Here is a 23067-nt window from a genome sequence, read left to right as displayed (position 1 = left end):
TATGGGGAAGGTTTATGCGTTTTTAGCAGATGGGTCAGAAGAGGTGGAGCTGCTTGCTGTGGTTGATGTCCTGCTCAGAGGGGGTCAGGATGTGAAACTTGTTTCAGTGACTGGTAAAAAGAATGTGACTGGATCACACGGAATTAAGCTTCAGGCAGACGTTTTAATGGAGCAGGCCAATTTAAAAGATGGAGATGTGCTATTTCTTCCGGGAGGTATGCCGGGAACCAGGAATCTGGGAGCCAGCCAGGAATTAGTATACGCACTAAACGAAGCGAATCAGGACAATCGCAGAATCGCTGCGATTTGCGCGGCTCCAAGCATTCTTGGAAGACTTGGAATGCTGGAGGGAAAAAAAGCTACCTGTTTTCCTGGATTTGAAGAGGAACTAAAAGGAGCTGACGTAGTAAGACAGGGTGTGGTGACTGACGGTAATATTACAACAGCCAGAGGGCTTGGATATGCGCTTGACATGGGCATCGAGCTGTTGGCATTGTTGGTGGATAAAAATCATGCACGTAAAATAAAAGAGGCAATTCAATACGACCAGAACCCCATGTAACAGGCAGGTGAACTTATGAAAAAGAATTGGATAGTACCAATCGCTTTCGTTTCCTGCTTATTTCTGCTTGCCGGATGTGAGAAAAAGGACCCCTATGGACTCTCTTCCAAGGATCCTGTTACGATCTCAGTCTGGCATTATTATAATGGTGTCCAGAAAGAGGAATTTGACAATCTGGTCAGGGCATTTAATGAAAATGAGGGCAGAGAAAAAGGAATTGTCGTGAAAGCTTATAACAAAGGAAGTATTGATGAACTGAGCAACACCATCAATGAGAGTATTGAACACAGGGTTGGTTCGGATCCCCTTCCTGATGTTTTTTCTGCTTACGCAGATAAAGTTTATGAGGTGGACCGAATGGGTCTGGCTGCAGATTTAAGTGATTATCTTACCTCCGATGAGATATCAGAATATGTGGATGCCTACATGGAAGAGGGGAGATTTGGTGATGGTGATTCTGTTAAAGTATTTCCTATTGCCAAATCCACTGAGATCCTCACTGTAAATAAGACGGACTGGGATAAGTTTGCAGCTGCTACTGGTGAGACGGAAGATGCATTCTCCACCTGGGAAGGGATTACCAGAGTATCCCAGTCTTATTACAAGTGGACGGACAGTCTGACTGAAACCCCGGGTGATGGAAAAGCGTTTTTTGGCAGAGATGCATTTGCTAACTACATGATCATTGGTAGTCTGCAGCTGGGACATGAGATATTTTCCGTGAAAGACGGGAAAACTGTTCTTGACTTTGACAAAGAGGCGATGAAAAAACTATGGGATAATTACTATATCCCGTTTGTAAATGGATATTTTGGAGCTTACGGCAGATTTAGAAGCGATGATGTGAAAACCGGACAGCTTGTGGCGTTTGTAGGAGCGACCAGTGGAATCTCTTATTTTCCTACCTCTGTAACTCTTGAAGACGGAACAAACTATGAGATTGAAAGCAAACTGTACCCTCTTCCCGGATTTGCAGGTACGGTCCCCTGTGCGGTTTCCCAGGGAGCCGGAATGATGGTTCTAAAATCAGAGGAAAAACGGGAATATGCAGCTGTCTGCTTTTTGAAATGGTTTACCGATACCAGTCAGAATATGAAGTTTGCCATTGGTTCCGGTTATCTGCCAGTAAAAAAGGCAGCGGCGGAACAGTCACTTCTAAAGCCTTTTTTACAGGAGGCTGGAGAAAATAGTGCAGTATCACAGAACCTGAGCATAGGGCTTGATACAGCGAACAGGTACAGACTGTATACATCCAAACCTTTTCCAGGAGGGGATCGTGCAAGAGAGATCCTTCAGACTTCCATGGTTTCAAAGGCAAGAGAAGATTACCAGAAGATTGAGGCACTGGTGACGCAGGGGGCTGACAGAGAGAGGGCGGTTGCTGATTTCGTAACAGATGAGAATTTTAATCAATGGTACGAAGATACCAGGAAGCAATTGGGAACAGTCATCGGAGAGTAATTTATGAGAGAGAAGAAAAGTGAGTCCATACGAACCCGTTTGCTTGGACCGCTGCTGATATTGCTGGTTGTGCAGGCGGTAGTGATTGCCGGTACCGTGCTTTTCGGCGGAGTTTCTGTTAAACTAAAAAATAATGAAATCCACATATTAAGCCAGAATACAGAGAACATCAGGGTTGACTTAGAGAAGGAGACTCTCTATCACTGGATTGTTATGCTGAACCATTCATCCTTCGTTTCTGATGAAGTGGAGCAGATTCTAAAGAAGAACGGGAGCAGTCCGCTTGATATTTCAAAAGATTACAGGCTAAACCGGGAAATAGTGGAACAGATCATAGAAAAATCCATAGATATGCTTCATATGAGTTATGCGACCGGAGTTTATTTTGTTCTTGACGGTCCGGCAGCAGCCAATAGTTCCAATGATGTAAAAGCGGGATTTTACATAAGAAACTCCAATACGGGAGGATATTTAACAGACAATTCTTCTCTCCTCATGGAGCGGGGATTGCCCTCTGTGGCAGAAAAATATAAGATACCACTGGATTCCTTCTGGGAAATAGGCTTTAGTAATGGAGGAGATTTAAAAAACAGTGAGTTTTACCAAAAGCCTCTTAGCCTGGCCTTACAGACGGGAACCAATAAGGCCGATGCCTTAAATCAGGCCTATTTAAGTCAGCCTTTTCGCTTAAGTCCCAGAGATATACCCGTTATCACCTATTCAGTTCCGGTTATTTTAAACGATGGGACAGTTGCGGGAGTATGGGGGCTTGAGATGACCTTAAACCAGCTGGGACAGATATTATCGGAGAAACAGACCAACAGCAGTTTTGAGGAATGCTGGCTTCTTGGAATGCGGGATAAAGAGACAAAAACAATTGTTCCGGTGATGGATTCCGGTTATCTCTACAATCAATATTTTAATGATGTCAAAAAACTGTCTTATACAGACAACGATAAGAAATCAGTCAGCGAAATAGAATCGTCTGATGGAACGAAGTGGTATGCCAGTATTAAAAGCCTTGATGCTTATGCCAATAACGGAGTAATGGAAAAAGAAGAGTGGGTGCTTGTGGGAATGGCAAAGCAAAAGGATCTTCTTGCCTTTTATAATGCCATTCGACGTATGTTGTTCAGTACCATGCTGGTTCCGGTTCTATTCAGCTTTCTGGGAACATTTGTCATTGGTAAGATTGTAACGGATCCCATCCGCAGACTGTCTTTCGAGTTAAAGGGTAAATCCGGTAACAGAGGACTGTCATTAAAAAGGGTTTACATCCGTGAGATCGATGATCTTACGGAAACAATTGAGCAGTTAAGCCGTGATGTGGAGCAATCCTCTTCAAAGATTTCCAGTATCCTGCGCCATGCCAATGTTATGATCGGAGTTTTTGAATACGCCAAAGGAGACGGTCTGGTTTTTTGCAGCCAGTCTCTGTTTGAGATGCTTGGCTGGGGGAATATAGAGGAGCCGTACCGGTATCTGAAAGTTGACAGATTTGAGATGCTGATGGAACAGACGTTTACCGGTGTGAAGATGAGGGGGGACCGGGTGATTCAAAGCTTCCAGATGAATGGCAAAACACGATGGGTACAGGTTATTTTAGATGAGTCAAAGTCAGGAACCATTCTTGGAGTCTGTTCTGATGTGACTGCAGATGTGCAGGAGAAGGAAAAGCTTGAATGGGAACGCAATTTTGATTTACTGACTGAATTGTATAACAGGAGGGCATTCCGGGAACAGGTGGAGTCCGTGATGGCATCCCAGAGGGAGAAGTACGGTGCAGTCATCATGTGGGATCTGGACAATTTAAAGTATATCAACGATACATATGGGCATGATGAAGGAGACCGTTACCTGATTCTGTTTGCAGAATGTTTAAAAAACAGCTTTGCCGGAAGGGGAATTTTAGCCCGTTATTCCGGTGATGAATTTGTGACCTACTTACATGGAGATGACAAAGAGAAAATACGAAAAGATATTCGTGATTTTATAAAGTACATTCAAAAGGCGGCTCTTACCATGGAAGGCGGATATATGCTTCCGGTCCGTGTTTCAGGAGGATTGTCCTGGTATCCTGGTGATGCAACAGATTTTGAAACCTTGTTTAATTATGCTGATTTTGCCATGTACATGGTAAAACACAGTGTGAAAGGCAATGTAAGAGAATTTGATATTGATGAGTATTCCCAGAATTCTTATATGCTGACAGGCAGTGAAGAACTGAACCGAATGCTGGAAACCGGAGATGTAAGCTTTGTCTTTCAGCCAATCGTAACAAGAGAAGGTAATATATACGGATATGAGCTTTTGATGAGACCTCATTTTACAAATTTAAAAGGGATCGGCGAAGTCTTAAATTTGGCAAGATCTCAGGCAAAGCTGCCTCAGATAGAATCTCTGACCTGGTTTGCCGGTTTAAGGGCTGCGGCAGCTGAGAAGGAAAAAGGGCATTTGGGAGAGGCAGAAAAGCTGTTTATTAACTCCATTGCTTCTGTGTGTATTACCGAAGAGGAGCAGGGACTGCTGGAAGATAATTTTGGCGATCTTTTAAGCCGGATTGTTATTGAGATGACAGAAGGGGAGCCTGCCAGCCGGGAATATATGGCCCGTAAGATGGAGATGGCAAGAAAATGGCAGGGACAGACGGCTGTGGACGATTTCGGTACCGGATATAACAGCGAATCCGTTCTTCTGCATATGCGGCCGGAGATTGTAAAGGTGGATATGAGTCTGGTCAGGCAGATACACAAGGATGCAAAAAGGCAGATGATATTAAAAAATCTACTTGAATTTGCTATAAACAATGATATCTGTGTTTTGGCGGAAGGCGTGGAAACGGAAGAGGAACTGGTATTTTTACTGGATTGCGGCATCTTTTTATTCCAGGGATACTATATCGCCAGGCCTCAAATCGAGATCCGTCCCCTTGATCCTTACATTGCCGGGAAGATGAAGGCGCTTGCAGGAAAAACCTGATTTTATCGTAAATAATACTGGAATTTAGGGGACGAGTATGGTATAATGCTAAATTGAAGTGTAACGCCCTGTCGGTAAGGCGGTTCACATATATCTCAAGGAGGAACCCATTAATGAGTTTACAAGTGGAAAAATTAGAAAAGAACATGGCAAAATTAACGGTTGAAGTGCCGGCTGAGGAGTTTGAGAAGGCTCTTACCGCAGCTTACAATAAGAATAAGGGCAGATTTAACATCCCTGGTTTCAGAAAAGGCAAAGCACCACGTGCCATGGTAGAAAAGATGTATGGAGCAGGTGTCTTATATGAGGACGCTGTCAATGAAGCTCTTGATGCAACATATGGCGATGCTGCAGAGGAAAGCGGACTGGATATCGTTTCCAGACCAGAGATCAGCGTTGTTCAGGTTGAAAAAGGCCAGAACTTAATTTACACTGCTACTGTAGCTGTAAAGCCAGAAGTGACATTAGGCGAGTATAAAGGAATCGAAGTAACCAAAGCAACTGCTGAAGTAACAGAAGAGGACATTGAAGCAGAATTAAAGAAAGTACAGGAACAGAACTCCAGACTTGTTACTGTAGAAGACAGAGCTGTGGAAGATGGCGACCAGACAGTCATCGACTTTGAAGGTTTTGTTGACGGAAAACCGTTTGACGGCGGCAAAGGAGAAGATTATCCACTTACCATTGGTACCCACTCCTTTATCGATACATTTGAAGAGCAGCTGATTGGAAAGAACATTGGAGAAGCATGTGAAGTAAACGTAACATTCCCTAATGAATATCATTCCACTGAGCTTGCTGGTAAACCAGCTATGTTTAAGGTTACAGTTAAGGAAGTTAAGAGAAAAGAACTTCCAGAATTAAACGATGAGTTCGCTGGTGAAGTTTCTGAATATGATACATTAGAAGAATACAAAAATGACATCAAGGAAAAAGTTGCTGAAGGAAAACAGAAAGCAGCAGCTACTGAGAATGAGGATCATGTTGTAGAGAAGGTTGTAGAGAACGCAGCGATGGATATTCCTGAGCCAATGATCGACAGCCAGGTAAACAACATGGTGAATGACTATGCAAGAAGAATGCAGAGCCAGGGACTTTCTCTTGACCAGTATATGAAATTTACTGGAATGACGATTGAGACATTAAGAGAGCAGATGAAGCCACAGGCATTAAAGAGAATTCAGACAAGACTGGTTCTTGAAGCAGTTGCCAAGGCAGAGAATATTGTTGTTTCTGATGAAGCAGTAGAGAAAGAAATTGCAACTATGGCTGAAAGCTACAAGATGGAAGTTTCACAGATTAAAGAATATCTTGGCGAAAGCGGCATTGTTCAGATGAAAGAAGATCTGGCAGTACAGGAAGCTGTTGATTTCCTGGTAGCAGAAGCGAAATTAGTTTAAGAGTTTTATTCCCGGTAGATTCCAGACATCCTGTCCGGAGTCTATTCGGTTTTGAGTGAGAAAGAACAGACAGGAGGAAGAAAGATGAGTTTAGTACCTTATGTCATTGAATCAACCAGTAAGGGGGAACGCTCTTACGATATTTATTCCAGACTTTTAAAAGAGAGAATTATTTTTCTCGGTGAAGAGGTGTCTGATGTTTCGGCAAGCCTTATTGTGGCACAGCTGTTATTTTTAGAGGCAGAGGACCCCACAAAGGATATCAATCTTTACATTAACAGCCCGGGCGGTTCTGTCACTGCAGGAATGGCAATTTATGACACCATGAACTATATCAAATGCGATGTATCTACGGTCTGCATGGGTATGGCGGCAAGTATGGGAGCATTTCTTTTATCAGGCGGAGCAAAGGGCAAACGTTTTGCACTTCCCAATGCAGAAGTCATGATTCACCAGCCTTCTGGCGGAGCAAAAGGTCAGGCAACTGAAATTCGCATCGTTGCAGAGAATATATTAAAGATTAAGAAGCGCTTAAATGAGATTATGGCAGCTAATACCGGTCAGCCTTACGAAGTGATTGAACGTGATACAGAACGTGACAATTACATGACTGCTGATGAAGCAAAGGCTTATGGACTGATTGATAATATTCTTTACAGTCACGACCGCTAAGTATGAGCGGAAGCTATCAACAAGGAGCACCCTTCGGGTATCCCTTTATGCTCAAAAAAACGTGAGCCATTAACAAGGAGCCCCCTTCGGGTATCCCTTTATGCTCAAAAAACGTGAGCCATTAACAAGGAAAGTTTGAGGTGTGTATATGCCGGTCAGAACAGACGACAAGATCCGATGCTCTTTTTGCGGGAAAACCCAGGATCAGGTAAAAAAACTGATTGCCGGTTCCAATAATGTCTATATTTGTGATGAATGCATCGATTTGTGTGCAGAGATATTAGAGGAAGAATTTGACGGCCATGATGAAGAGGCACCTGATTTCAGCAACATTAATCTGATGAAGCCAAAGGAAATGAAAGCTTTTTTAGATGAGTATGTCATTGGGCAGGACGAAGCAAAAAAGGTGTTGTCCGTAGCAGTATATAACCATTATAAGAGAATTACATCCGGCAAAAAACTGGATGTGGATATACAAAAGAGCAATATTCTGATGTTGGGACCTACGGGTTCTGGTAAAACTTATCTTGCGCAGACTCTGGCTAAGGTTTTAAACGTACCTTTTGCCATTGCAGATGCTACTGCCCTTACTGAAGCCGGTTATGTTGGTGAAGACGTAGAAAACATCCTTTTAAAATTGATCCAGTCGGCTGAGTATGATATCAGCAGAGCAGAATTTGGAATCATTTATATTGATGAGATTGATAAAATCACGAAGAAATCGGAGAATGTGTCAATCACCAGAGATGTTTCCGGTGAAGGTGTTCAGCAGGCTTTATTAAAGATTCTGGAAGGCACGGTTGCCAGTGTTCCGCCTCAGGGTGGAAGAAAGCATCCACACCAGGAACTTTTACAGATCAATACCACCAACATTTTATTTATCTGCGGCGGAGCATTTGATGGTCTGGAGAAAATTATTGAGCGCCGTTTAAGTGCAGGATCCATTGGTTTTAATGCAGAGATTGTAGATAAGAATAAGACGGATATTGATGATCTCTTAAAGAAAACCCTGCCTCAGGATCTGGTTAAATTTGGGCTGATTCCTGAATTTATCGGACGCGTTCCCATCACCGTATCACTGGAACTGTTAGATCGGGAAGCTCTGGTTAAGATTTTATCTGAGCCGAAGAACGCACTGATTAAGCAATACCAGAAATTATTCGAATTGGACGATGTGAAGCTGGAACTGACCGCTGATGCAGTGGAACGGATCGCAGAGCTGGCGGTAGAAAGAAAAACCGGTGCCAGAGGCTTACGTTCCATTATGGAAAGCGTTATGATGGATTTGATGTATGAGATACCATCAGACAGCAGCATCGGAATCTGCAGAATTACCAAAGAGGTTGTGGATAAAAATGGAGAGCCGGAACTGGTCTATCGGGACACGGCAGTTCCCAGAAAATCACTGGCTCAGAAATTGAGAAAAGATAAGACAGGCGAGATCGCATAGATCCCTGCATGAGTCGGGAAGGTGTTACAGCGAATCAATCTGCTGGAACACCTTTTTGAATGCAAAGGAGAGAACCAAATGGTAGATAAGACAATTACAATGCCGGTTATTGCCCTGAGAGGTATGACTGTTCTACCCAAAATGATGCTGCACTTTGATATCAGCCGGGAGAAATCCATCGCGGCGGTTGAAAAGGCCATGGTAGGGGATCAGAAGGTATGCCTGGTAACTCAGAGAAATCCGGAAGAAACCGATCCTGGAATAGAAGACTTATATCAGGTAGGAACGGTTGCTTTAATCAAACAGCTGGTGAAGCTGCCCAACAACGTGATTCGTGTCATGGTAGAAGGTCTGGAGCGGACAGAGCTTCTGACTCTTGAAAGTGAAGAACCTCTTCTTGTAGGTGAGATTGAAGAACTTAAAGTGCCGCTGGATCTATTAGATCCGGTTACCATACAGGCAATGGCTGAAATCGTGAAAGAAAAGCTGGAAGCCTATGGCAAAGAAAATCAAAGGATTGCTAAGGAAGTTGTTCCTGGCCTGCTGGTTATTCCGGATTTGGGGGAACTTCTGGATCAGGTTGCAGTTCAGCTATCTTGGGATTACCGTCTCCGCCAGCAGGTACTTGAAAGCGTACTTCTGGAAGAACGGTATGCTCTGGTTATGAAACACCTGATTACTGAAATTGAAGTGACTAAGGTGAAAAAGGAATTACAGTCCCATGTGAAAGAACGGATTGACAAGAATCAGAAGGATTATATTTTAAGAGAGCAGATGAAAGTGATCCGGGAAGAGCTGGGAGAAGATAATCCGCTTTCAGACAGTGATGAATATGCCAAACGTCTGAAAGCATTAAAAGCAGACAAAGAAATAAAAGAAAAGATTCAAAAAGAGATCGACCGTTTTAAATCCATGCCAGGAGGAAGCCAGGAAGCCAATGTTGTCCGGATGTATCTGGATACAGTTCTTGATTTTCCCTGGAAGAAGATGTCAAAGGATAACAACAGCATCATTCACGCACAGCAGGTTCTGGATGAGGAGCATTATGGCCTGGAAAAAGTAAAAGAACGGATTCTGGAATATTTAGCAGTCCGGATTCTTACAAAAAAAGGAACCAGCCCCATTTTATGCCTGGTTGGACCTCCTGGAACAGGAAAGACTTCCATTGCAAGATCTGTGGCCAAAGCGCTGAATAAAGAATATGTAAGAATCAGCCTGGGAGGTATCCGGGATGAAGCGGAGATCAGAGGACATAGAAAAACGTACGTGGGCGCTATGCCTGGCAGAATTGCAGAGGCTTTCAAACAGGCAGGTGTAAATAACCCGCTGATGCTTCTTGATGAAATTGACAAAGTCAGCAGTGACTATAAAGGCGATACATCTTCCGCGCTGTTAGAGGTGCTTGACAGTGAACAGAATGTAAAATTCAGGGATCATTACATTGAACTTCCCATTGATTTATCCAATGTTCTCTTTCTTGCAACTGCCAATACCATAACAACCATTCCCGGCCCTCTTCTTGACCGAATGGAAGTGATTGAAATAAACAGTTATACTGAGAATGAAAAATTCCATATTGCCAAAAACTATCTGGTGAAAAAGCAGCAGGAACGAAATGGTCTTATGGGAAAGCCAGTTACCATAACGGATCAGGCAATTGAAAAGATCATACACAATTATACCAGAGAAGCCGGAGTCAGAAACTTAGAGCGGCGGATCAGTTCAGTTTTCAGAAAAGCAGCCAGAGAATTTCTGGAAGACAAAAGCCGTGTCATTGAGGTGACAGAGTGTCAGCTGGAAAAGTACTTAGGGAAAGAAAAAGTATCCTATAACAATGTTAACGAAGAAGACCAGGTAGGAATTGTGAGAGGTCTGGCATGGACCAGCGTAGGCGGTGACACTCTGCAGATTGAAGTAAATGTAATGCCTGGCAAAGGAACCCTTCAGACAACAGGACAAATGGGAGACGTTATGAAGGAGTCGGCACAGACTGCTTTAAGCTATGTCAGATCAGTAGGACCGGAATACAACGTGCCCGATGATTATTTTGAGAAACACGACATTCATCTTCATATCCCGGAGGGAGCAGTTCCAAAGGATGGCCCTTCAGCAGGAATTACCATGGCAACTGCCATGCTTTCTGCAGCTATCAACAGGAAGGTATATGCAACCGTTGCCATGACAGGAGAAATAACCTTAAGAGGCCGGGTTCTTCCCATCGGAGGCTTAAAGGAGAAAATTCTTGCCGCACGTATGGCACATGTGAAAAAAGTTCTGGTTCCGGATAAAAACCGTCCAGATATTGCAGAATTATCAGAAGAGATCACAGAAGGCCTTACAATTGTATTTGTAAAGGAAATGCCAGAAGTATTAAAAGAGGCTTTCGTCCAGGAATAGAAAGGAAATTACATGATTATTAAAACCGTAGAACTGGAGACTGTATGCGGAATTACCAGCAAGCTTCCGGAGAACACAAAACCGGAATTTGCATTTGCAGGTAAGTCAAACGTGGGCAAATCCTCTCTCATCAATGCACTTATGAACCGGAAGTCCTTTGCAAGAACTTCTTCCTCTCCAGGTAAAACACAAACTATTAATTTTTATAATATTAATGACACGCTGTATTATGTGGATCTTCCCGGCTACGGTTATGCAAAGGTATCCGTAGAAGTAAAAGCAAAATGGGGAAAGATGATTGAAAATTATCTTCATAATTCGCCTATGCTGAAATGTGTGTTTTTACTGATTGATATTCGTCACGAGCCATCAGATAATGATAAAACCATGTATGACTGGATCGTTAGTAATGGATATCAGCCGGTTATTATTGCCACCAAGCTGGATAAGCTGAAACGAAGTCAGGTTGCAAAGGCATTAAAAATAGTGCGGACCGGACTGGGAATCGGAGCGGATGTGACCGTAATTCCGTTTTCAGCGGAGACAAAACAGGGCAGAGAAGAAATCTGGGATTTGATCGATGAATCTGTAAATAGTCTTGACAAGGAGTAAAAATCTTTTTATAATGAACCTATTTATTACATAGAGTTCATTATGGTAGAAAGAGGAGAAAACAGTTATGAAAAAAACTATGAAGAAAATTGTATCAACTCTCATGGCAGCAGCTCTGGCAGCGTCAGCATTGACTGCCTGTGCAGGCGGTAACTCCACAGCAGGCACTTCCGGTACAGGAAAAGAAGCAGGAGACAAAAAAGTATTAAAAGTTGCCATGGAGTGCAGCTATGCTCCTTACAACTGGACTCAGCCAACCGATGCAAACGGAGCAGTGAAGATTTCCGGAGGCTCTGATTATGCATATGGTTATGATGTGATGATGGCGAAGAAGATTGCTGACGAGCTGGGCTATAACCTGGAGATTGTGAAGCTGGACTGGGATTCTTTGGTACCGGCTGTTCAATCAGGAAAGGTTGATTGCGTTATCGCGGGACAATCTGTTACTGCAGAGCGTATGCAGTCCGTTGATTTCACTGATCCATATTATTTTGCAACCATCGTAGCTTTAGTAAAAGCCGGCGGTAAGTTCGAGAATGCAAAAAGTGTTGCTGACTTAAAGGGTGCAGTTGCTACATCCCAGTTAAACACCATCTGGTATGATAACTGTATTCCACAGATTCCAGACGCTGATATTCAGCCGGCTCAGGAATCCGCTCCTGCCATGCTTGTTTCTTTAAGTTCTGGAAGATGTGATGTGGTAGTAACAGATAAGCCAACTGGTCAGGCAGCTTTAATTGCATATCCTGATTTCAAACTCCTTGATTTTACCGGTACAGAAGGTCAGTTCAAAGTTTCTGATGAGGACATTAATATTGGTGTCTCTGTTAAAAAAGGAAATGCTGAATTAAAAGATGCCATAAACGGAGTACTTGGCAAGATGACCAAGGACGATTTTAACAAGATGATGGAAGAGGCAATTAAAGTACAGCCGCTTTCAAAATAATAATAAGATGAATCGGAGCTTGCAGGCACGGGATGGGAGTTTTTCCGTGCCCCTTGTTCTGTTTTAACCAAGCTGTGAAAGGGAGAGGGTAATATATGTCTTTGCCATCAGATTTTTTTGGAAGAATGGTATTTATTCTGCAAAATTATGGTCCGTCCTTCTTAGCAGGGGCTGGCAAAACAATGGCGATTGCCATTGTAGGCACATTGATCGGTTGTGTGATCGGATTTGCAGTGGGAATTATTCAGACCACTCCGGAATCAAAGCAGGATAATCTGTTTAAAAAGATACTGATTAAAGGAATTAAATTTATTTTAAATGTTTATGTAGAGGTTTTCCGAGGAACCCCCATGATGGTTCAGGCCATGTTTATTTTCTATGGATCTTCCGCACTTTTAGGAATTAACATGTCTATTGTATTTGCCTCCTATTTTATAGTCTCAATCAACACAGGAGCCTATATGGCAGAGACGGTCAGAGGTGGAATCCTTTCAATCGATCCAGGTCAGACAGAAGGAGCAAAGGCCATTGGTATGACTCATTACCAGACCATGTTAAGTGTTATCATGCCACAGGCACTTCGTAATATCATGCCTCAGATTGGCAATAACTTAATTATTAATATTAAGGATACCTGTGTACTTTCTGTTATCGGAGTCGTGGAACTGTTTTATGCGACAAAGGGTGTGGCAGGAGCTTATTATACGTATTTTGAAGCATTTACCATCACCATGATCATTTACTTTGTCCTGACCTTTACCTGTTCCAGAATTCTCCGGCACTGGGAGAAAAAGATGGATGGACCGGACAGCTACGATCTGGCTACAACAGATACCTTAGCCTATACCAGTGGAATGGTGAAATTTCCGGACCCAAAAGAGAAGGAGGATAAATAAATGGCTGAAAGCAATGTGTTAAAAATTCGTCATTTAAGCAAAACATTTGGAACCAATGTAGTATTAAGAGATATTGATTTCAATGTAGATGCCAAAGATGTGACCTGTATTATTGGAGCATCCGGCTCAGGAAAATCCACTCTTTTGCGCTGCATCAATCTTTTGGAAACACCTACTACCGGTGAGATTTTATACCATGATGTGGATATTACAGACAGGAAGATGAATGTTCCCGAATACCGTACCAGAGTTGGTATGGTGTTTCAGAACTTTAATCTCTTTAATAATATGACTGTATTAGAAAACTGTATGGTTGGTCAGGTGAAAGTATTAAAGAAAGATAAGGAAGAAGCCAGAAGGAAAGCCATGATGTTTTTAGAGAAGGTTGGAATGGCGCCTTATATTAATGCCAAGCCAAGACAGCTTTCAGGCGGCCAGAAGCAAAGGGTAGCCATTGCAAGAGCACTAGCCATGGAACCGGAGATTCTTCTTTTTGACGAACCAACTTCCGCCCTGGATCCCCAGATGGTTGGAGAAGTTCTTGCAGTTATGAGAACACTTGCAAAGGAAGGGCTCACCATGATCATCGTAACCCATGAGATGGCGTTTGCACGAGATGTGTCCAACCATGTGGTTTATATGGCAGGTGGTGTGATTGAAGAAGAGGGAGCACCAGCTGATATATTTGGAAATCCTCAGAAAAACTCAACAAAGGAATTTTTGACCCGGTTTATGCAGGGTTAGAAGCAGACGGAGCTGTCGCAAAATAACTGAATGATCAGTTGTAGAGCGGGCTCCTTTTTGATATATTGGTAACAAAAAAATAGATAACGAAAAGGGGGTACATATGAGAATCATCTTTATGGAAACGGATACTTTGGGTGATGATGTGGATTATACACCGTTTTATAATCTGGGAGAGGTGGTAAAATATAATAAATCAGAACCAGAATATAACCAGGAGCGGGTAAAGGATGCAGATGTGATTGTGGTAAATAAGATTCCCATGAATGAGGAAACTCTAAGAGATGCCCAGCATGTAAAACTCATCTGCCTGACAGCTACCGGAACCAATACTGTAGACTTTGATTATGTCAGAAAAAGGAACATCGCAGTCACCAATGTAAAAGGATATTCCACTCAGTCTGTGATACAGCATACCTTTGCATTGTTGTTTTATGTATATGAGAAGCTTTCCTATTACGATCAGTTTGTGAAGTCGGGAGAGTACGCAGCCAGTGATATATTCAGTAACTTTGAAATAAAATTCAATGAACTTTACGGGAAAACCTGGGGCATTATCGGACTTGGAGAGATTGGGAGAGGAGTGGCAAAGGTGGCAGAAGCCTTTGGCTGCCGTGTAATCTATTATTCCACCTCCGGTAATAACAGTAATTCTCTGTGGGAGCGGGTTGAATTTGATACTTTATTAAACGAGTCAGATATCATATCCATACATGCCCCGTTAAATTCTGCTACAGAATATTTAATAGATGAAGATGCATTAAAGAAAATGAAAAAAACTGCTGTTCTATTGAATCTGGGCAGGGGAAATATCATAAGAGAAGAAGCGCTTTTAAAAGCTCTGGAAACAGGAGAAATCGCAGGAGCAGGACTGGATGTAATCAGTGCAGAACCTATGCTGCCGGATAATCCCCTTTTGCAGATGAAGGACAGCACAAAACTGATTATTACTCCCCATATCGCATGGGCTACGGTTGAGGCCAGAAGAAGATGTCTGTATGAAGTGTATGAAAACATCGTTTCTTACCTTGGCGGAGAGGAAAGAAATCGAATCAGGTAAAAAGGGGCGGCTGATGACAGCCGCCTTATGTGATCAGTCCTTTCATTCTTTGCGGGAAAAAATATCGCGTATCTTGATCCGTAAGAATGTACGAAGCACTTCGGCTCCCAGCACTAAAATCAGAAACGGCAGAAAGACAGTGAGAAACAACTTGGCTTTTAACCGGAACATCTTCTTTTTGTGCTGTAATTTCAAAGACTGATAATGGTCTGATATTAAGTGATACCATGTTTTTTTTACTGGAACTTTTTTCAAACGAATTCCCCCTTACTTCCATCTTCTGACAGGGTTCCTAAGATCCACTCATCAATGATTTCATGGCAAATGCATAGATTTCCTGACTTTTTAACTTCCAGTGGTCACACATAATTTCTGCCTGATCTTTATCCGGAACAGATAGTTCCAGATTAATCAGACAGTTCTTACCTTCCCTTACTTCGCAGTGAACAATGTAATCCTGGGATGTGGATTTATAGTAATCTGCTGTTACACCAACTTCGTTGCGGAGACGGAACTTGTTTTCTTTTAAATATTCATCCATGTCATGGACAATCGCCGGTGATATCTTATTACCAAAGAAGGAAAGGGTCTCTTCCCCTTCTCTGGTAATGTCGTACCGGCTGCTGTTGTGATTGGACTCCACATGTAGCAGTCTTGCCTCTAACAGTTCATTCAATGCCTGATTCAACGTAAAATATGTGGTATACTCATGCTCCAGAAAAAAGTTAGATAATTGTGCACTGGTCAGGGGAAAGTTTACCTGCTTCAGCATGTATAGAATCATCAGCTTATATAGTGTCATAGGTTCTGAGAGCATCGGATAACCTCCATCTTTCTATTACCGGATATGGTCTTTTACCGCCCGGCTGACGATATCTGCCACTCGGGGATCAAAAGCCTCAGGCAGGATATTGTCTTCATTTATTTCCGAAGGCGCTACCAGACCGGCAATGGCCTCAGCAGCAGCAAGCTTCATCTCTTCTGTAATAGCAGCAGCCCTTCCCTCCAGTGCACCTTTAAAAATACCTGGGAAAACTACTACGTTATTCACCTGATTGGGGAAATCAGATCTTCCCGTACCAACAACTCTGGCGCCGGCCTTTTTTGCCAGATCCGGCATGATTTCTGGTACCGGGTTTGCCATGGCAAAAAGAATGGAATCAGAATTCATGGAAGATACCATCTCTTCTGTTACAATTCCCGGAGCTGATACTCCGATGAAAATATCGGCACCCTTCATGGCATCAGCCAGGTTTCCTGTCTGACCCTCCAGATTGGTGCAATCCATCATCTTTTCCTGCATCCAGTTTAAGCCTTCCATTCCTTTAAAAAGGATACCGGCCCGGTCGCAAAGGACGATATGCAAAAATCCGTAAGACAGCAGAAGTCTGGTAATAGCAATACCGGCAGAGCCTGCGCCGTTTACTACCACCCGGCAGTCTTCTTTCTTTTTCCCTGTTACTTTCAGGGCATTGATCACTCCGGCAAGAACTACAATGGCAGTACCATGCTGGTCGTCGTGAAAGACCGGAATGGTAAGCAGCTTCTTTAACCGATCTTCAATCTCAAAGCATCTTGGCGCTGAAATGTCCTCAAGGTTAATTCCGCCAAAAGCAGGAGCAATGGCAACGACGGTTTTAATAATCTCTTCTGTATCCTGTGTGTCTAAACAGATGGGAATGGCATTGACTCCGCCGAATTCTTTAAATAATACGGCTTTGCCTTCCATTACCGGCATGGCTGCAAGTGGACCGATATTACCAAGTCCTAAAACAGCGCTGCCATCGGATACAACAGCAATGGTGTTGGACTTTATGGTATATTGATAGGCAGCTTCCGGATTGTCTGCAATTACCTTACAGGGCTCCGCTACTCCGGGGGTGTAGGCAAGGGCTAAATCTTCCCTGCTTTTTACTGCTGCTTTGGAAGTAATTTCCAGCTTTCCGCCCCATTTTTCATGAAGCAATAATGCTTTCTCGTTGGTTGTCATAATGAGTTTGTCCTTTTTTCAACAGTTTTTATTTATCATACCAATTTTAGGGTTTTAAATCAATAGAAAATATGTTAGAATATAGAGTAATTCGAATGAAGCAAACGAAAAACATAAGGAAATTGAAGATACAGGTGGTACTATGAGAGAACGAATCAACAGGCTGGCAAAGGGCATCATTGATTCAGAAATTCCAAAGATAAAGGTTACCCCATCGGGAATTGATGATGTGGTGCGTTCGGGCGGAGCCACGAGGCGGGAACTTGTCGTTACCAGTGAGAATAACCTGCATATAAAAGGGCTTGCATATTCCTCTGATTACCGCGTTCGTATGATAAGCGGGTCGTTTGGAGGTACATACAACCATCTGGTCTATGAGATTAACAGCAGTTTCATGGAAGATGGGGACGTTATTAAGGGATCTTTTTATCTGGTTACCAATGGCGGCGAGAAGGAGGTCCCTTATTCGTTTCGGGTGGAGCTTGGGACGTCAGGGAAAGCACTGAGTGATTTAACGACAGCAGAGAATTTTGCAGATACTGCAAAAAAAGATATGGATACGGCTCTTCGCTTGTTCGAGTACCGCGATTTTGTTACGGCTCCGTTTATGAAGGACCTGCATGTAAGGGCAATTTATGACGGATTAAAGGGCCGGCCTGACAGAAGAAAGGAACTGGAAGAGTTTCTTGTAGCGTTAAAGGTAAAAAAGCCGGTTGAACTATCGGTGGATACCGGAGAACGCAGATATGGAGAACTGGAGGATGTTGTTAAGGACTGGGTTGAGTTAAAGCGCAGCAGCTGGGGCTATATCAATCTGGAAGTGACAACTGACTGTGATTTTATAGAGCTGCCAAAGAAGACAATTGGCGAGCAGGATTTTGAAGATGACAGATGTGAGCTGCCCTTTCTTGTACACCCGGATCGTATGCATCAGGGAGAAAATTATGGCAGAATTCAGATAAACGGAGTGGAAGAGTGCTTTTTGATACCAGTAACATCGGTATGTAACCCCGGAGGAGGAATATCGGCGGAGGACGCCTTTGCAAAAGAGGCATTCGGCCGATTTTTGCGGCTCCGCCTGGAAGCAGAGACCGGGAAAGAACCGGCTGATCCCCTGTGCAAAGAGATGGAGAAGGCACTGGATGAAATCGAACTGATGAAGGGAGAGTCAGGTCTTATTAAACTGCTTCGTGCGGAATGCCGACTGTTTGCAGGAGAGAAATCAGAAGCTGCCCTTTTCCTCGATGACAGCCGGGATGAGATTCTTTCACAGAGACAGGAAAAGAAAGAGATTTACTGTTATTACCAGTATTTAAGACTTGAGATCCAGCCCGATGAATACCAGAGGGAATCTCTTGTCCGTCTGATGAAGAAATATCTGGAAGAAGATCAGCATCTGTTTTATCTGTTTGGACTTCTGACAAAATCAGACAGCCGGCTGCTTGAGAATCCTCCGGCATTACTGGCAATCCTCAAGCGTCAATATGAAGCAGGGGTAAGAAGCCCCTTTTTCTATGTGTGGGGATGTCATGTTTTAAACAGCGCTCCGGAACTGATGCGTGTCATTGGTCCCATGGAGCTTCAGATCCTGTTTTCCTCTGCAGGAAAAGGGATTATAGAGAAACGGCTGATCACACAGATCTGCAGGCTCACTCTCACAGCCAAGCACTATAACCGGCTGCATTACCGGATGCTTTGCAGGCTGTACAAAGAGACCTCTGAAAAAGAGGTGTTAGAAGCCATCTGTTCCCTGTTAATCAAAGGGGAGTGCCGTAATTCAGAGGCCTTTTCCTGGTATGAGAAGGGAATCAGGGCGGGAATCAGCCTGACCAGGCTTTATGAATACTATATTTATGCATTGCCGAAGAACTACTGCTATCTGCTTCCCAAGGAAGTGCTTCTTTATTTTTCCTATGGTGGAAGCGAACTGGATCTTTACAGCAGAAGTGTTTTATATAAGAATGTTCTCGTATATTTAGAGCCGGCTGACCCGCTTTATCAGGCTTATGAACGGGTCATTGAAAAGTTTGCGACAGAACAGCTTTTTGAATCCAGAATCGATAATTACCTGGCTGCCATCTATGAGCGTATTTTATTAAAGGAAGTAGTGGATTTATCCATGGCAAAAGTGCTTCCCTCTATTCTGCGCTCTTACCGTGTGGAATGCAGCAATAAAAAAATGAAATATGTAATTGTCTGCTATGAAGAGATGACACAGGAAGATGCCTTTCTTTTAAATGACGGAGTTGCCTATGTACCTCTGTTTTCCGAACACAGCATTCTGCTTTTCCAGGATGCCTATGGAAACCGGTACGCCAACATTCCATATAAGAAGGATCCGGTGATGGAACGGACCGAGCTGGAAGACCGATGCTTTGAACTGTATCCGGAGCATTCCATGCTTCGGCTTCGTGTATGTGATCAGATTCTGGCTGAAGGAGCAAAAGATGCAAAAGAGGTTCAGATTCTGGAAAGCACACTGGAAGATCCAAATCTGCGGCCGTTTTACCAGAAGCTGCTGCTCTCAAGAGTCATTGAATATTATCAAAGGCAGTCAGAAACTGCGCCAGAACAGGGAGAGGGAGCCGGATACTTATTAAAGCTTGATAAAAAGGTACTTACCAGGCAGGAACGGGCGGGAGTCTGTGATACGCTGATCCACAACAATTACATGGAAGAAGCTTACAAAATGATCCGTGATTTCGGCGTGGAAGGGATCAGTTCCAAACAGCTTCATAAGCTTTGCACGGAGATGATTCTTAAAAATCTCTTTCGTGAGGATGGACTTTTACTCCATCTGGCATATACCGCTTTTTTAGAAGAGGAGAACGACAGCGTTCTTCTGGATTACCTGTGTGAACATTATAATGGCCTCAGCAGCCAGATGTACCGGATTCTGCTGCAGGGAGTCTCTCTTCATGTGGAGACCTATGATCTGGAAGAACGTCTGTCCGCACAGATGATGTTCAGCGGCGACACCCTAAGACTGGATAAGGTTTTTCATCTGTACCAAAATAGAAAAGAGCCTGGTGAGAGCATTGTAAAAGCATATTTTACCATAAAGTGCACCGACTATTTTATGAATGAGAAAGAGCCGGAAGAATGGGTATTTTCATATTTGGAAGGAATCATACAGGCTGCAGCTCAGAAAGGCCGTTTTCCAACCATCTATTTACTGGCTCTGACCAGATATTATTCTCAGCTGCCGGCCATTGATGAGCAGCAGAAAGAATTGTTAAAAAACATGGTATCCCTTTTGCTGGAAGAACGTCTGGTATTTCCATACTATAAAAAACTGGCAAAATATATGGCCATGCCAGAGGATATCATGGATAAGGCCATGATTTCCCACTGTGCAGAACGGGATTCTAAAATTGATCTTGAAATCAGGATTCTTCCTGATGAAGAAGAATATCACAGTGAGGATATTACCCGTATGTATCAGGGCGTTTTCGTAAAACAGAAGATACTGTTTGAAGGCGAAATCATGGAATACCAGGTAAAAGAACTGGTTGACGAGGAATGGGTATTAAAGGAAGAGGGAAGCGTCAGCTGCGAGGCAGGCGTGACACCGGAAGATTCGGACAGCAGATATGCCTGCTTAAACGAAATGAGCCTGTCTCTTAATTTGAAGGACGAGACCGGGCTTAAAAAACGGATGCAGGAGTATTTAAAGAAAAATGCTGCTGCAGAAGAAATATTTTCACTGATGTAAGATAAGGGGATGTCAATGGACGGACTGATAATAGGGCTTGATCTGTGTGATGCCTATACCCGGATATGCTGCCATGACAGAGAAAAATCATGGAGTATTCCTACGGTTATCTGTAAGAAAAAGGATGAGGAAGCCTGGTACATAGGAGAAGAAGCATACGCCTATACTCTTGTGGGAGAAGGCATCATTGTGGACAAGCTGATAAAGATGGTAAGAAAAGACGGTACTGCAACTCTAGGCGGTACAAAATATGAAGGTCTTGACTTACTGAAGCTATTTTTGAAAAAAATAATAAAACTGCCTATGGAAGAATTCTTCTGTGAGGAGATTAAAGAACTGGTAATTACCATGCAGAAAGTGGACACAAAACTGATGGATGCGCTGATGTATTGTGCGGACTCCCTTGGGATTGAGCGGGAGAAGGTTCATATTATCAGCCATACGGAAAGCTTTGTTTACTATGTGCTGAGTCAGAAAAAAGAAGTATGGGGCAATCAGGTGGGCGTATTTGATTTGTCAGAAGACTCCTTTCATTATCATGAGCTTAAGGTCCAGAGAGGACTTCGGAAAATGATTGTGATTGCAGAGCATGAGGCTTTGGAAGAAAGCTTTAATCTGGATATATTAGATACCCCTTCCGGTGGAAAGCTTGCAGATAAAATCTTAAGCTCCTGTGCAGACCGGCTTTTGCAAAAGAAACTCTTTTCTTCTGTATTTTTAACAGGGAAAGGATTTGAACGCCATGACTGGGCAAAAGATTCCATGAAAGTACTCTGCTCCCGAAAAAAGGTTTATATGGAGCCGGAGCTGTTTGCCAGAGGTGCTGCCTTTAAGGGGATGGATTATCTGCAGGATAACACCGCTTATCCCTTTGTCTGTATCTGTGACGGCCATCTTCATTCTACCGTATCCTTACGTGTACTTCATAAGGAACGGGAGAGTCAGCTGGTAGTTGCTGCAGCAGGGGACAACTGGTATGAGGCAAAAAGCAGCGTTGATTTAATTGTAGACAAACAGGATTATGTGGAGTTTATGGTAACGCCCATGGACCCCAAACAAAAGAGGCTGGTAAAGATACCGTTGGAGGGATTCCCCAACCGCCCGGACCGGACGACCAGACTGGGAATCAGTTTTGGTTTTTTGGATGAGAAAACCATGGCGGTGGTATTAAAGGATAAAGGATTTGGAGAATTGTTCCCTGCTACCGATACGGTGATCAGGCAGGAGGTCATGCTATGAGCCTGATTTTATGCCGGCAGGAACCGGTAAAAAGGCCTTTTTATTTTGAATATCTGGGAGTGCGTATTTTTTCCTCCCAGGAACTTTGTTATGTGATTTATAATCATCCCCTTCTGGTACTGGATGGCTTTGTGGATGAAAGCCTGCTGGAGTTTATCCGGGAAGATCTTGATATGGCGTTTTTTGCAGCAAAGCTGGAAAAATGGCAGAAAAGCGGGGAAGAGGAAGATGAGCTTCTGGCGATGATTCTTCACGAATGTGATTATTACAGCGCTGCGGAAGTGGGACGGTTTCGTCAGCAGCTGGCTGCATTTCGCAGACTGCCCCAGTCTGAACTGTTAAAGCAAAAAGCGGATTTCCTTTTTCAGAAGAATCAATACGGCAAGGCGGTTTCTATCTATATCAGAATTCTTGATATGGCAAGAGCGGATCGGGGCAGTGACAGTTTTACCGCAAAAGTCTATCATAACTTAGGCGCTGCCTATGCCCGGCTGTTCCTGATGGATAAAGCATGCAGAACCTATGAAAAATCATATGACCTGGTTAATAATGAAGAAGTATTAAAAAAGATCTGCCACTTAAGCCAGTGGAACCCGTCTGTAACGCCGGGAGAACGTTTTGTGTCTTTGATGACGGAAGAATTAAAGGAAGTATGCAAAGAAGAACGGGCGGTGGCAAACGAAAACGCAGGGAAGGCAAAAAGCCTGCTTGAACTGGAAAACTTATTCCAGAAAGATCCCATCAAGCGTTTCCATGGAGCAGGAGAACTGGTTTCCAAGTGGAAGAAGGAATACCGTAATATTATGTCTTGACAAAACGGCAAAAAGCTTCTATCATATACTAGATAACAGGAAAAGGTATTGATGAAGAGGAGTACGCACATAACCCTGAAAGAGAGAACCGTTCACTGGCTGAAAGACGGTTAAGGTAGTGTATGCGGAAGG

The 23067-nt window shown here is 43.2% G+C and carries 18 protein-coding genes and 1 other annotated feature (1 of these 19 only partly in view); of the genes, 15 read left to right on the top strand and 3 right to left on the bottom strand.

All coding sequences use genetic code 11. The features are described 5' to 3' along the window. Position 1 precedes the first annotated feature (1 nt). From ABS301_RS00360 to ABS301_RS00305, 12 genes are all read left to right on the top strand, one after another. Positions 2-562: a DJ-1 family glyoxalase III gene (locus tag ABS301_RS00360; RefSeq protein WP_349670303.1), complete on the top strand. Its 561-nt coding sequence runs from the start codon at positions 2-4 to the stop codon at positions 560-562. Positions 563-577: 15 nt separating this feature from the next. Further along, positions 578-2023, top strand: a complete 1446-nt coding sequence (locus ABS301_RS00355; protein WP_349670302.1) for an extracellular solute-binding protein — start codon at positions 578-580, stop codon at positions 2021-2023. 3 nt (positions 2024-2026) lie between these two features. Then, on the top strand, positions 2027-5002 hold the full coding sequence (locus ABS301_RS00350; protein ID WP_349670301.1) for an EAL domain-containing protein: 2976 nt from the start codon (positions 2027-2029) through the stop codon (positions 5000-5002). 113 nt (positions 5003-5115) lie between these two features. Further along, entirely contained in the window at positions 5116-6402 is a 1287-nt protein-coding gene (gene tig / locus ABS301_RS00345; RefSeq protein ID WP_349670300.1) for a trigger factor, read from the top strand. A 51-nt stretch (positions 6403-6453) separates the two neighbouring features. Next, positions 6454-7074, top strand: coding sequence for an ATP-dependent Clp endopeptidase proteolytic subunit ClpP (gene clpP, locus ABS301_RS00340; RefSeq protein ID WP_349666663.1), 621 nt, complete (start codon positions 6454-6456; stop codon positions 7072-7074). A 148-nt stretch (positions 7075-7222) separates the two neighbouring features. Further along, positions 7223-8524, top strand: coding sequence for an ATP-dependent Clp protease ATP-binding subunit ClpX (gene clpX, locus ABS301_RS00335; protein ID WP_349670299.1), 1302 nt, complete (start codon positions 7223-7225; stop codon positions 8522-8524). A gap of 78 nt (positions 8525-8602) precedes the next feature. After that, entirely contained in the window at positions 8603-10921 is a 2319-nt protein-coding gene (gene lon, locus ABS301_RS00330) for an endopeptidase La (protein WP_349670298.1), read from the top strand. A 12-nt stretch (positions 10922-10933) separates the two neighbouring features. Further along, positions 10934-11533, top strand: a complete 600-nt coding sequence (gene yihA, locus ABS301_RS00325; RefSeq protein ID WP_349670297.1) for a ribosome biogenesis GTP-binding protein YihA/YsxC — start codon at positions 10934-10936, stop codon at positions 11531-11533. Positions 11534-11600: 67 nt separating this feature from the next. Then, positions 11601-12479 (top strand): transporter substrate-binding domain-containing protein, encoded by an 879-nt coding sequence (locus tag ABS301_RS00320; protein ID WP_349670296.1) that lies wholly within the window; start codon positions 11601-11603, stop codon positions 12477-12479. 101 nt (positions 12480-12580) lie between these two features. Beyond that, positions 12581-13375, top strand: coding sequence for an amino acid ABC transporter permease (locus ABS301_RS00315; protein WP_349670883.1), 795 nt, complete (start codon positions 12581-12583; stop codon positions 13373-13375). Further along, positions 13376-14119, top strand: a complete 744-nt coding sequence (locus ABS301_RS00310; RefSeq protein WP_349670295.1) for an amino acid ABC transporter ATP-binding protein — start codon at positions 13376-13378, stop codon at positions 14117-14119. A gap of 103 nt (positions 14120-14222) precedes the next feature. Further along, positions 14223-15179, top strand: a complete 957-nt coding sequence (locus ABS301_RS00305) for a D-2-hydroxyacid dehydrogenase (RefSeq protein WP_349670294.1) — start codon at positions 14223-14225, stop codon at positions 15177-15179. A gap of 42 nt (positions 15180-15221) precedes the next feature. On the opposite strand, the gene ABS301_RS00300 is transcribed toward ABS301_RS00305, so the two are convergent. The 3 genes from ABS301_RS00300 to ABS301_RS00290 are packed head-to-tail and all read right to left on the bottom strand — an operon-like array spanning position 15222 to position 17169. Further along, positions 15222-15434: a hypothetical protein gene (locus tag ABS301_RS00300; RefSeq protein ID WP_349670293.1), complete on the bottom strand. Its 213-nt coding sequence runs from the start codon at positions 15432-15434 to the stop codon at positions 15222-15224. Positions 15435-15471: 37 nt separating this feature from the next. After that, on the bottom strand, positions 15472-15996 hold the full coding sequence (locus tag ABS301_RS00295; RefSeq protein WP_349670292.1) for a DUF4364 family protein: 525 nt from the start codon (positions 15994-15996) through the stop codon (positions 15472-15474). A gap of 21 nt (positions 15997-16017) precedes the next feature. Beyond that, positions 16018-17169: an NAD(P)-dependent malic enzyme gene (locus ABS301_RS00290; protein ID WP_349670291.1), complete on the bottom strand. Its 1152-nt coding sequence runs from the start codon at positions 17167-17169 to the stop codon at positions 16018-16020. Positions 17170-17311: 142 nt separating this feature from the next. Between ABS301_RS00290 and ABS301_RS00285 the strand changes: the two genes are divergently transcribed. Genes ABS301_RS00285 through ABS301_RS00275 form a run of 3 tightly spaced genes read left to right on the top strand, consistent with a single transcriptional unit; the run spans position 17312 to position 22935 of the window. Further along, entirely contained in the window at positions 17312-20884 is a 3573-nt protein-coding gene (locus ABS301_RS00285) for a DUF5717 family protein (RefSeq protein WP_349670290.1), read from the top strand. Between the two features lie 15 nt (positions 20885-20899). Further along, on the top strand, positions 20900-22123 hold the full coding sequence (locus ABS301_RS00280; RefSeq protein ID WP_349670289.1) for a DUF5716 family protein: 1224 nt from the start codon (positions 20900-20902) through the stop codon (positions 22121-22123). Beyond that, positions 22120-22935, top strand: a complete 816-nt coding sequence (locus ABS301_RS00275; protein WP_349670288.1) for a tetratricopeptide repeat protein — start codon at positions 22120-22122, stop codon at positions 22933-22935. Before ABS301_RS00280 ends, ABS301_RS00275 begins: the two co-directional genes overlap by 4 nt. Positions 22936-22974: 39 nt before the next feature. Next, positions 22975-23067 (top strand) — a binding site (T-box leader) (it continues 128 nt past the right edge of the window).

The sequence above is a fragment of the Lacrimispora sp. genome, from assembly GCF_031982545.1.
Classification (GTDB): domain Bacteria; phylum Bacillota; class Clostridia; order Lachnospirales; family Lachnospiraceae; genus Lacrimispora.
Note: the sequence above shows the minus strand (reverse complement) of the source record. Positions and strands in the feature narration are given on the sequence as shown.